This window comes from Streptomyces xingningensis, from assembly GCF_054957865.1.
Genome location: NZ_JBDJPF010000019.1, coordinates 92,961 through 103,624, shown reverse-complemented (window position 1 = coordinate 103,624; position 10,664 = coordinate 92,961). Strand labels below are relative to the sequence as shown.

Here is a 10,664-nt window from a genome sequence, read left to right as displayed (position 1 = left end):
GGTTGCTGATGGGGTGTTGGGGACGGCGGCCCTCGCCAGGGGCGGCCGCCCCGGCCCCTTCGGCCTCGCCCCGCGCGGGGTCGCGGCATCTGGACCCGGGGGGGGGCACCCGGCTCGGCGGCTCACCCCCGGCCGCCGGGGGGCGGCACGGGCACGCGGCGGGTCCCGCCCCACGTCGCTTTGCCCTCGCTTTGCGCACCGGCTTGACCTGATACGGACCTGTGGCAAGCTGGGCGGCGAAGGTGCGCCCTCCAGGCCCGCGCTCCGGCCCGTGGCCGCGCACCCGCGCTGTCCATACGAGCGAGGAGGTGATCGGGATGACCAGTCGGAGTCCCGAGGGAAGTCCTCGCTCCAGCGTGCCCGCATCACTCACGATCCGCTGACCGTTCTTCGCTGATCGTTCGCCGAGCTGACACCCAGGCCCGGAATCCCGGGTGCTGTCGCGTGCATTTCCCTTACCTCTCCGGACCCCTTGGGCCCGTTTTTCATGCCGCTCGCCGCGCTGCCGCGGCCCCGGCACTTCCGCATCCGCATCGTTCGCCGCGCCATGGCCCGGCTGCTTTCCCCGGCCGGTAGGCATGCTGTCGGCGTACTGCCCGCGGACCCGGTTTGTTAAGAGCCAGTACATCCGCAGGTTCAACAGCTGGCTGTGAGCGGTCGATAGAGATCATGGGTCCGAGCAATATCGAGCAATGCTGAACAGAGGAGGGTTGACCATGGTCAACGAATGGCACATGGCAGCCAATATCGGGGCCGGTCTGGGCCTGGGCGCGATCATCGGCCTGGAGCGCCAGTGGCGGGCCAGGATGGCGGGACTCCGTACGAACGCACTGGTGGCCGCCGGGTCCGCCCTCTTCGTTCTGCTCTCGACCTATGGCTTCACCGGCGCGACCAGCACCACGGGCTATGACGGCTCCCGGGTCGCCGCCCAGATCGTCTCCGGCATCGGCTTCCTCGGCGCGGGTGTCATCATGCGGGACGGGCTGAGCGTGCGCGGCCTCAACACCGCGGCCACGCTGTGGTGTTCGGCGGCCGTCGGCGCCCTGGCCGGGACCGGGCTCTATGTGGTGGCGGTGCTCGGCACGGCCGGGGTCGTCGGCGCCAACACGCTGCTGCGGCCGCTGGCCCGGCGGCTGGACCGGGAGACCCGGGGCGGGTCCGAGGTGACGACCGACTACCACTTCGAAGTGGTCTGCTCGGAGCCCGAGGAGGCTCATGTCCGCACCCTTGTGGTCCAGGCCGTCACCCGGCCCGGCTTCCGGCTGCGGTCCGTGCACAGCCAGGACGTGGAGACGGCCGGCAAGGTGATGGTGTCGGCCGACCTGACCACCGAGAAGCGCGACGACAGCCTTTTGGAGGAGGCCGTCAGCAGGCTGTCACTGGAGCCCGCCGTCTCGGCGGTCAGCTGGACGGTGCTGCACGCTCCGGACGAGGAGGCGGAGGAGGACTACCGGGCGGCGGACCGGGCCCGGCGCCGGGTACGGAATCTCTTCGGCGGCCGGTAGGAACGGACTTCCGGAGTGCGGGAATGCCCATTCGGAATTCCGGTGCTGCACCACTCGCCGAATGGATCTACGAATGCCGGATCCGGAGTCCGTATTCGATGAGGAGTTCCCGGGCTCATCGGGAATCCCCAGGTCACTGCGGTAACTCCAGGGCGAGGGCGCGCAGTTGTCCTGTTCGGTGGTGCGCCGTCCGGCAGTGCGCTGTTGTTCAGGCTTGCCTAATTGGGTTTTCATACCGATCGCGAAGACGTCCGGGCGGCGCGGCGACCGGCCACCGGCGACTTCCGCAGTCCGTCGCACCCACCGGAAGGCCGGAAGGGAAACCCCATGTCGACCGCAGCGGAACAGGAACAGACGGAAAATCAGACTCAGCTCAGTCTGAGTACCGCGGCAGCCCGCAATCTGGCGACCACCACCAAATCCGAACCCCAGATGCAGGGCATCAGCTCGCGCTGGCTGATCCGCATGCTGCCCTGGACCCAGGTGAACGCCGGTACCTACCGGGTCAACCGGCGCCTCGCCTACGCCGTCGGACGCGGCAGGGTGAGCTTCGTCAAGACCGGCGCGGACGTCCGCATCGTGCCGCCCTCGCTCACCGAGGTCCCGCCGCTGCGCGGGTTCCAGGACGAGGCGCTGCTGACGGAACTGGCCTCGCGCTTCACCCAACGGGACTTCGAACAGGGCGATGTGCTCATCGAGGCCGGACAGCCGATCGGGGAGGTATACCTGATCGCGCACGGCAAACTCAGCCGGATCGGCACCGGGAAATACGGCGAGCCGGCCGTGCTCGGCGTGGTGGCCGACGGCGACCACCTCGGCGATGAGGCCCTCCGGCAGGCCGAACCGGTCTGGCAGCACACCGTCAAGGCCAATACCGCCGGGACCGTGCTCGCCCTGCCCTGGGCCGCCTTCCAGGAACTCCTCGACCGCTCCCCGGCATTGCGCGACCACATCCAGAACTATCTCGCCACCTCCCAGCAGTCGGTGAACAAAAAGGGCGAGGCCGATGTCGAACTCGCCTCCGGACATGTGGGCGAGCCGGAGCTGCCCGGTACGTTCGTCAACTACGAACTCAGCCCGCGCGAATTCGAGTTGAGCGTCGCCCAGACGGTGCTGCGGGTGCACAGCAGGGTGGCCGACCTCTACAACGACCCGATGAACCAGGTCCAGCAACAGCTGCGGCTGACCATCGAGGCGCTGCGCGAGCGCCAGGAGCACGAGCTGGTCAACAACCGTGAATTCGGCCTGCTGCACAACGCCGACTACGACCAGCGCATCTCGACCCACTCCGGGCCGCCCACCCCCGACGACCTCGACGAGCTGCTGAGCATGCGGCGCAGCACCCGCTTCCTGCTCGCCCACCCCAAGGCCATCGCCGCCTTCGGCCGGGAGTGCAGCAAGCGCGGGATCTACCCCGACGGAGTCGAGATCAACGGCCATCAGGTGCCCGCCTGGCGCGGAGTGCCGATCTTCCCGTGCGGCAAGATCCCCATCAATGGCGGCGGACACATCTCCTCCATCCTCGCCATGCGCACCGGCGAGGACGACCAGGGCGTGATCGGGCTGCACCAGACCGGGCTCCCCGACGAATTCGAACCGGGCCTCAATGTGCGGTTCATGGGCATCAACGAGAAGGCCGTCATCTCCTATCTCGTCAGCACCTACTACTCGGCCGCCGTCCTCGTCCCCGATGCCCTCGGCATCCTCGAGAACGTCGAGATCTCCCTCTCTCGCGACTGACCGGTGACCCCGCCCGCCCCGGCGGGCAGCCGAGAACGAAGGAGAACCGGTGTCACTGCTGTCCCGCACAGACGCTGGCGTGGCCACAAGCGAACTGGCGCGCCTGGTGGCCGGCATCCTCGCGCAGCAGAGGCGCGCCGCCCCGAGGTCACTGCCCCGGCGGGCACCGGGCGGCCTGCCCATCGGCCCGACCGGGCTGGGCACCGCCGCCGCCCGGATCGCGCCACAACCGGCCGCGCCACAACCGGCCGCGGCGCCTCCCGCCGCGGGCGCGTCCGTTCCCGAGCTGTACTGTCCACCCGCGCTGCGCGACGACCCCGCCCTGGGCAAGGAGGTCAATGAGCGGCTGGTCGCCTGGGCCGATGAAGTGGGCATCTACCAGGGGCGGTTGGACGATCTGCGGGCGGCCGGCTTCGGGCGTCTGCTGATGCTCACCCACCCCGACACCGACGACCCCGACCGGCTGCTGGCCGCCGCCAAGTGCGGGCTGGCCGAATGGGCCGCCGACGACCACTACTGCGATGACGAATCCGCCGGAGCCGACCCAAGGCTGCTCGGCCCCCGGCTGTGCGTCGCCAATGCGGCGGTGGATCCGGCCCATCTTCCGCTCCGCTACGCACCGGAACTCGAGCGGGCCCTGCGCGCGGATCCGGTCCTGACCGCCCTGCGCTCGGCTCTCGAGCACCTCGACCGCTATGCCACCCCCGCCCAGACCGGCCGGTTCTGCCATGAGATCTCCGGACTGTTCGCCGGCTTCAACGCCGAGGCGGGCTGGCGCACCACCGGCCGCCGACCACCGGTCTGGGAGTACCTGGTCAACCGGCAGTGCAACAGCTTTCTGCCGATGCTGGCGCTCATCGACGCCATCGGCGGCTATGAGGTGTCCGCGGCCGAGTACTACGACCCCCGGGTGCGCCGTGCCTTCAGCATGGCCTGCAGCGCCGCCACGCTGGTCAACGACCTGTACTCGATGGCCCGCGAAAGCGCCGGCCCGGGCCTGGAGTTCAACCTGCCGACGGTGATCGCCGCCGAGGAGAAGTGCTCCCTGCAGGAGGCCGTCCGGCGCAGCGTGCTGCTCCATGACGAACTGGTCCATACCTTCGAGGCGGAGGCCGCCGTCCTCGCCGTCACCGGCTCCCCGGCGCTGGGCCGCTTCCTGGCCGGTGCCTGGGCCTGGCTCGGTGGCAACCGCGAATGGCACAGCAAGAGCGCCCGCTACAACGGCGCAAGCAGCACCTGACCCACCCCGATGTACCCACCCTGACTCACCCCTCGAAGCAAGGAGTTACGGCACATGGCCACCTCCGTTTCCCCCGCCGCGAAGATCCTGCGCACCCCGTTCCAGGAGTCGGTCGCGGAGTACTGGAACTCCCACCAGGACGACCCGGTCAATCTGCGCCTCGGTGAGGTCGACGGCCTCTACCACCACCACTATGGGATCGGTGACTACGATCCCTCCGTGCTGGAAGGCCCCGGGGAGACCCGCGACCGGCGCATCACCGAGGAACTGCACCGGCTGGAGACGGCGCAGTCCGAGGTCCTCCTGGACCACCTGGGCACCGTCTCCGCCGGGGACGGGCTGCTGGACGCCGGGTCCGGCCGGGGCGGTACCAGCTTCATGGCCCACCAGCGCTTTGGCTGCGAGGTGGACGGAGTGTCCATCTCCGAGTACCAGGTCGGCTTCGCCAATGACCAGGCCCGGGAACGGGGCCTGGCCGACCAGGTGCGCTTCCACTTCCGCAATATGCTCGACACCGGCTTCGACACCGGTTCCCGCCGGGCCATCTGGACCAATGAGACCACCATGTATGTGGACTTGTACGAGGCCTTCGGCGAGTTCTCCCGGCTGCTGGAGTACGGCGGCCGGTATGTCTGCATCACCGGCTGCTACAACGATGTCACCGGCGGCCGCTCCAAGGCCGTCAGCCGCATCGATGAGCACTACACCTGCAACATCCACCCCAGGAGTAAGTACTTCAAGGCGCTCGCGGCCAACGACCTCGTTCCGATCAATGTGGTCGACCTGACCGCCCAGACCATCCCCTACTGGGAGTTGCGGGCCGAGTCCGCGCTGGCCACCGGCATCGAGGAGCCGTTCCTCACCGCATACAAGGAGGGCAGCTTCCACTATCTGCTGATCGCCGCCGACCGGGTCTGAGCGGACCGGAATGGCCGGCGGGGGCTGTTTCCTCACGATCCGCTCAGCGGATCGTGAGGAAACAGCCCCCGCCCCCGTGCGGCCGCCTCAGCCTTGGGCGGCCACGGGTACGGAGCCCAGCAGGCCGCCGTCGATGACCAGGTCCTGGGCGGTGATGTAGGCGGCGTCCGCCGACATCAGGAACGCCACCGCCGCGGCCACGTCCTCGGGCCGCCCGAGCGAACCGAGGGGGATGCCCTCCGAGATGACGGCCTCGGCCGCGGGATCGGGGTACGCCTCCCGGTACATCTCCGTGTCGATGTAGCCGGGGCTGACCGAGTTGACCCGGATGCCCCGGGGGGCGAGTTCGGCACCCAGGGTGTGCGCCAGATTGTGCACGGCGGCCTTGCCGGCCGCGTAGAGGGACGCGCCGGCCAGGCCGCGGTACAGCGTCCAGGAGGCGTTGACGACGACGGCCCCGCCGCTCCGCGGGAACAGCGGCAGCGCCTTCTGGACGGTGAAGAAGACCCCCTTGAAGTTGATGTCCACGGTGCGGTCGAAGTCGGCCTCGGTGATCTCCTCGCCCGGCTTGAACACCGCGATCCCCGCATTGGCGAACACCGCGTCCAGGCCGCCCCGCCAGTCCTTGACGCTCCGCGTCAGCTCGTCGAGATCGGCCGGGGCGGCCGCGTCGGCCCGGACGGCCAGCACCCGCTCCGGTTCCGCGCCGAGCCGGGCCACGGTGGCGTCCAGGCGTCCGCGGTCGCGCCCGGTGATGACGACATGCGCGCCTTCGTCGAGCAGTCTGCGGGCGGTGGCGAACCCGATGCCGCTGGTGCCGCCGGTGATCAGAATCGTTTTGCCTGTCATTCGTTCCATGCGGACGATTCTTCGGCCGGGGCATTCGCCGGAGACAGTGTCGGCTGGTCCTGTGTGTGTCACCAACACCCTGGGGCGGAGTGTCCGGCGGGTCCGCCGGGCAGGGTGGCCGAGGTGAGGAAGAAGGTCATGGCATAGGTGAAGCGACCGGTGGTGGCGGCGTGGTCGAAGCAGGCGGTGAAGTGGGCGGCCTCGACGGGGGAGATGTGGCCCTGGGCCGCCGCGGTGTCCGCCCAGTCGCGGATGCCCAGGACGTGATCGACGGCCCCCGGGTCGCGGACGATGAGTGCATGGGTCTCCACCTGGATGTCCTCCAGGCCCCGCTCGGCGAGCATGCCGGGCTGCTGGTGCGCGAGCGCCCCGCCGCGCACATCCCGGTTGACGCGCAGGCCGAGGACGCGGCCGGCCAGGCGCTGGGCCCCGATGTCCAGCACCTGGGTGCCGTAGTCGGGCGCGGCCAGCACGATCCGCCCGCCGGGCCGCACGACCCGCAGCATCTCGTCGATGACCCGGCCGGGGTCCGCCACATGCTGCAGGACCAGATCGGCCCAGGCTCCGTCGAAACCGCCGTCCCGGAAGGGCAGATGATGGGCATCGGAGACCACCGGCCGGCGGACGCCGCTCGCCCGCATCGCCCGGGCCATGGTCAGCGACAGGTCCGCGGCCACCGTCCGCGCCCCCGTCTCGGCCGACAGCGCGAGCACCGTCTCGCCCGTCCCGGCGCCGATGTCGAGGAATTGCTGTCCGCTCCGGGCCCGCAGCAGGGTGCGCAGGCGTTGCTTGTAGGCCGTGTGGAAGGGAGAGTCGGCCCGCCGTTGCAGGGTGGCCACGAGGTGGTGGGGGTCGTCGCTGGCATCGACGTCCGACCAGGGACGCGGCAGGGGGTGTTGTGCCATGGCCGGTGATCGTAGGGTCTGCCGGGCGTCTCGCACGAAGACCGGGTCCCTTAACCACCCGGACCAGCTAAACACGCCCTTTCTTCGAACTGGAGGCCATGAGAAAGCCCATGCCGGGCGGTGTGCAACCAGCGCCGGACGGTTGTTCCTTTGCAGAGGGTGACGACAAGTCCGGCTTCCCATAGGGCCTTTGCGTTCATCGCGCCCGGCGCGCCTGTTCTCAGGCATGTGCCGAGCACGGTGCGCACAGGCCAACTATCCACCGGTGGACTGGGCTTGGCCCTCCGCCCGCCAATTCCCGCCCGCCGGGGAATCGGGCTCCCTGGCGAGCTCTTCGACGGCCGCCAGCAGCGCCCTGAGCTGTTGTTGCTGGTCCTGCGGGAGGCGCTCGCGGATGCGGCGCTCCAGCCGCAGCACCCGCTCGTCCGCCTGGTCCAGGAGCCGCCGGCCGGCGGGCGTGATCCGGGTTTCGCGCACATGCCGGTGCGTGGGGTGGCGGGTGCGCTCGATCCAGCCCGCCTTCTCCAGCCTGGCGACGCTCTCGTTCATCGCCTGGGGGCTGACGAAGCAACGGCGGGCCAGTTCGGCACTGGTGATGCCGGGCGTCTCGGCGAGCAGGACCATCACGTTGTACTGCGTCATCGTCATGCCCGCCGCCCGCACCGCGGCCTCCTTGGCCGACTGGGTGGCGTGTTCGGCGTTCTTGATGGCGGTCAGCAGCCGTTGTCCGGGTGCGAAGTCAGGATCCACGAGGCAACTATAGAGCCTTGACGACTATCAAGGTACTTGATAGACATCTAGGTACCTGCTCAAGCTATTCGGGATGGTCTCTCCATGAACGCAGCAAAAATCGCCCTGGCCTATCTGGACGCCTTCGGCCGAGGGGACATCGAGGCCGCCTTGGACCTGCTGACCGAGGACGCGGTCTGGCACGTCGACGGCGCCCCGCACGTCCCGACGGTCGGCCTGCGGCAGGGGCGGGAGCGGATCCGGCAGTGGATGGCCGGCTTCCCCGCCGCGTTCGAACCGCGTGGCGGAACGATCCTGACCACGACCGAGCTCGGCGACGAGGCCCTGGTGTGCGGCCGCTTCCACTTCGTGGTGCGCCCCACCGGGCGGACCGTCGAGGGCGACTACGCGATCCGGTTCACCCTCCGCGAAGGGAAGATCGCCCGGTACCAGATCTTCGAGGACTCCCTCGCCCTGGCGACCGCGTTCCGGACCGGCATCGACGACGCCGACGACACCGCCGAGCCGGAGTCGCCGCACGCCCGGCTGGTGCGCGTCAATGACACCGTCTATGGCTATGACGACAGCGGCAACGGCCCCACCACGGTGTTTCTGCACGGCATGTTCGGCGACCGCTCGATGTTCCACGCCCAGACCCGGGTGCTGAGCCGGACCCACCGCTGCATCACCCTGGACATGCCCGGCCATGGAGCCGGCACCTGGCCCGACGGTGGCTGGACGCTGGATGACATCGCCGAAGACCTCGCCCTGCTGATCCGGGAGAAGGGCTGGGGTCCGGTGGCGGTCGTCGGCCAGTCCCAGGGCGGGATGGTGGCCATGCGGCTCGCCGCCCGCCACCCCGGCCTGGTACGGCGCCTCGCCCTGCTGGGCACCTCCGCGCGCCCCGAATTCCGGGAACGGCTGCCGCTGTGGCGGGAGCGCCGCGCCCTCCTCGGCACCGGTTCCGCCGCTGAACGGCATGCACTGATGCGCACCCTGCAGGAGGCCGCCACCGATCCACGCTGGCGGGCCGCCGACCCCGCCGCGGCCCAGGCCGAGCTGCGCGTGATGACCGGCCACGACCCGGCGGCCATGCAGCTCGCCATGGATGCCGCGATCCTGCACCGCCCCGACATCCGCCGGCTGCTGCCCGCCATCCAGGCCCCCGCCCTGGTCCTGGCCGGTGAGACGGACCAGGCCATGCCCGCCGAACTGTCCGTGGAGATGGCCGAGTTGCTGCCCGATGCCCGGCTGGAAATCCTGCCCGGGGTCGCCCACCACGCTCCCCTCGAGGCCCCGGAACAGGTTACCGGCCTGCTGGCCCGGTTCCTCGCCGCGGACCTCCCTGGCTGACCGGACAGGTGATGGCTGCGCGGGGTTCAATCCCCCACGTCGCGGCTGCGCAGGTCGGCCGCCGTCTCGCGGCGGATCAGCAGCCGGGCGCGGCCCCCGCCGACCGCGGCGACCGGTGGGCGTCCGACGAGGTTGTAGGAGGAGGCCATGGACACCTGGTAGGCGCCGGAGGCCGGCACGGCGAGCAGGTCGCCGGGGCGGATGTCAGCCGGCAGCGGGACGTCCTCGGCGAGGATGTCGCCCGCCTCGCAGTGCCGTCCCACCACCGTCATGGGGCGGGGCGTGGCGCCGGAGGCGCGGCCCACCAGACGGACGGTGTAGCGGGCGCCGTAGAGGGCGGGGCGCGGGTTGTCGCTCATGCCGCCGTCGACGGCGACGAAGGTGCAGGCGCCGGTGTGCTTGACGGAGAGGATCCGGTAGAGGGCCACGCCGGACGGACCGGCTATCCAGCGGCCGGGCTCCACGGCCAGCCGGGGGACCGGCAGGTCGGCCTGGGCGCAGCGCAGGGCGAGTTCGGCGGGGACGCGCTCGGCGTAGGCGCGGGGGTCGACGGCCGGGTCGCCGTCGCGGTGGGCGATGGCGAAGCCCCCGCCCAGGTCGAGTTCGGGGAAGGTGACGCCGTGCAGGTCGCGCAGCCGGGCCAGCAGGGTCACCAGGCGCTGGACGGCGGTGAGGTAGGGGTCGAGGGTGGCGATCTGGGAGCCCAGGTGGCAGTGCAGGCCGACGAGTTCGAGCCGGGGCTGGCCGAGGATGCGTGCGACGGCCTCCTCGGCCTCGCCGCCCGCGATGGGGAGTCCGAACTTCTGGCCCTCGACTCCGGTGCGCACCGCCGTGTGGGCTCCGGCCTCGACGCCCGGTACGACGCGGACCAGGACGCGCTGCCGGGCGCCCGCCGGTACCAGGGCGGCGAGCCGGGCGATTTCGCCGGTGCTGTCGATGACGATGCGGCCGACGCCGAGCCGCAGTGCGGTGCGCAGGTCGGCGGGGCTCTTGGCGTTGCCGTGCAGGACGATGCGCTCGGCCGGGAAGCCGACATGGGTGGCGAGGTCGAGTTCGCCGACCGAGCAGACGTCGAGGTTCAGACCCTCCTCGTCGATCCAGCGGATCATCGCCCGGGAGAGGAAGGCCTTGCCCGCGTAGGCGATGTCGGCCTGGGGCAGTGCGGTGCGCCAGGCGCGTGCCCGGGTCCGGACCTCGTCCTCGTCCACGAGGTAGCAGGGGGTGCCGAAGCGGTCGGCGAGTTCGGCGAGTGCGACGCCGCCGACCGCCAGGTCGCCGGAGGGCAGGGTCTGGGTGGAGGCGGGCCAGACCGGGGCGGGCGGGGGTTCGCCCGGCAGGGGCGGCAGGGTGATGGGGGCGAGCGGAAAGGGCATGGGGGTGCTCCTTCGCGGGGAGTGGGGCCTTGACGAGTGGGACCGGGGCGCG

General features: G+C 70.6%; 9 protein-coding genes. 5 read left to right on the top strand and 4 right to left on the bottom strand.

Features of this window, described 5'->3' with window-relative positions; all coding sequences use genetic code 11:
* Window positions 1-716 precede the first annotated feature (716 nt).
* The 4 genes from ABCR83_RS12925 to ABCR83_RS12910 all read left to right on the top strand — a co-directional run bounded on the left by ABCR83_RS12925 (window position 717) and on the right by ABCR83_RS12910 (window position 5,403).
* Window positions 717-1,505 carry an MgtC/SapB family protein gene (locus ABCR83_RS12925; protein WP_462695080.1) on the top strand — a complete coding sequence of 263 codons (789 nt, stop codon included), beginning with the start codon at window positions 717-719 and terminating at the stop codon, window positions 1,503-1,505.
* Between the two features lie 327 nt (window positions 1,506-1,832).
* The gene (locus ABCR83_RS12920; protein ID WP_462695079.1) at window positions 1,833-3,245 is read left to right on the top strand and encodes a family 2B encapsulin nanocompartment shell protein; all 1,413 of its coding nucleotides are present in this window, start codon (window positions 1,833-1,835) and stop codon (window positions 3,243-3,245) included.
* 79 nt (window positions 3,246-3,324) lie between these two features.
* Entirely contained in the window at window positions 3,325-4,485 is a 1,161-nt protein-coding gene (locus ABCR83_RS12915) for a family 2 encapsulin nanocompartment cargo protein terpene cyclase (protein ID WP_462695078.1), read from the top strand.
* 54 nt (window positions 4,486-4,539) lie between these two features.
* Complete coding sequence (locus ABCR83_RS12910) at window positions 4,540-5,403, top strand: geranyl diphosphate 2-C-methyltransferase (protein WP_462695077.1); 864 nt, start codon at window positions 4,540-4,542, stop codon at window positions 5,401-5,403.
* Window positions 5,404-5,490: 87 nt separating this feature from the next.
* Here ABCR83_RS12910 and ABCR83_RS12905 read toward each other — a convergent pair whose 3' ends face one another.
* The 3 genes from ABCR83_RS12905 to ABCR83_RS12895 all read right to left on the bottom strand — a co-directional run bounded on the left by ABCR83_RS12905 (window position 5,491) and on the right by ABCR83_RS12895 (window position 7,907).
* Window positions 5,491-6,261: an SDR family NAD(P)-dependent oxidoreductase gene (locus ABCR83_RS12905; RefSeq protein WP_462695076.1), complete on the bottom strand. Its 771-nt coding sequence runs from the start codon at window positions 6,259-6,261 to the stop codon at window positions 5,491-5,493.
* 59 nt (window positions 6,262-6,320) lie between these two features.
* Complete coding sequence (locus ABCR83_RS12900) at window positions 6,321-7,157, bottom strand: methyltransferase domain-containing protein (protein WP_462695075.1); 837 nt, start codon at window positions 7,155-7,157, stop codon at window positions 6,321-6,323.
* Window positions 7,158-7,412: 255 nt separating this feature from the next.
* On the bottom strand, window positions 7,413-7,907 hold the full coding sequence (locus tag ABCR83_RS12895; RefSeq protein ID WP_462695074.1) for a MarR family winged helix-turn-helix transcriptional regulator: 495 nt from the start codon (window positions 7,905-7,907) through the stop codon (window positions 7,413-7,415).
* Between the two features lie 84 nt (window positions 7,908-7,991).
* Between ABCR83_RS12895 and ABCR83_RS12890 the strand changes: the two genes are divergently transcribed.
* Window positions 7,992-9,239, top strand: coding sequence for an alpha/beta fold hydrolase (locus ABCR83_RS12890; RefSeq protein ID WP_462695073.1), 1,248 nt, complete (start codon window positions 7,992-7,994; stop codon window positions 9,237-9,239).
* Window positions 9,240-9,265: 26 nt separating this feature from the next.
* On the opposite strand, the gene lysA is transcribed toward ABCR83_RS12890, so the two are convergent.
* Window positions 9,266-10,612: a diaminopimelate decarboxylase gene (lysA, locus tag ABCR83_RS12885; RefSeq protein ID WP_462695072.1), complete on the bottom strand. Its 1,347-nt coding sequence runs from the start codon at window positions 10,610-10,612 to the stop codon at window positions 9,266-9,268.
* Between the last annotated feature and the right edge of the window lie 52 nt (window positions 10,613-10,664).

Excerpts from the sequence above, each read along its gene's own strand:
- lysA (WP_462695072.1), bottom strand. The coding sequence starts at position 10,612 with ATGCCCTTTCCGCTCGCCCCCATCACCCTGCCGCCCCTGCCGGGCGAA.
- ABCR83_RS12900 (WP_462695075.1), bottom strand. The coding sequence starts at position 7,157 with ATGGCACAACACCCCCTGCCGCGTCCCTGGTCGGACGTCGATGCCAGC.
- ABCR83_RS12910 (WP_462695077.1), top strand. The coding sequence starts at position 4,540 with ATGGCCACCTCCGTTTCCCCCGCCGCGAAGATCCTGCGCACCCCGTTC.
- ABCR83_RS12925 (WP_462695080.1), top strand. The coding sequence starts at position 717 with ATGGTCAACGAATGGCACATGGCAGCCAATATCGGGGCCGGTCTGGGC.
- ABCR83_RS12905 (WP_462695076.1), bottom strand. The coding sequence starts at position 6,261 with ATGGAACGAATGACAGGCAAAACGATTCTGATCACCGGCGGCACCAGC.
- ABCR83_RS12920 (WP_462695079.1), top strand. The coding sequence starts at position 1,833 with ATGTCGACCGCAGCGGAACAGGAACAGACGGAAAATCAGACTCAGCTC.
- ABCR83_RS12890 (WP_462695073.1), top strand. The coding sequence starts at position 7,992 with ATGAACGCAGCAAAAATCGCCCTGGCCTATCTGGACGCCTTCGGCCGA.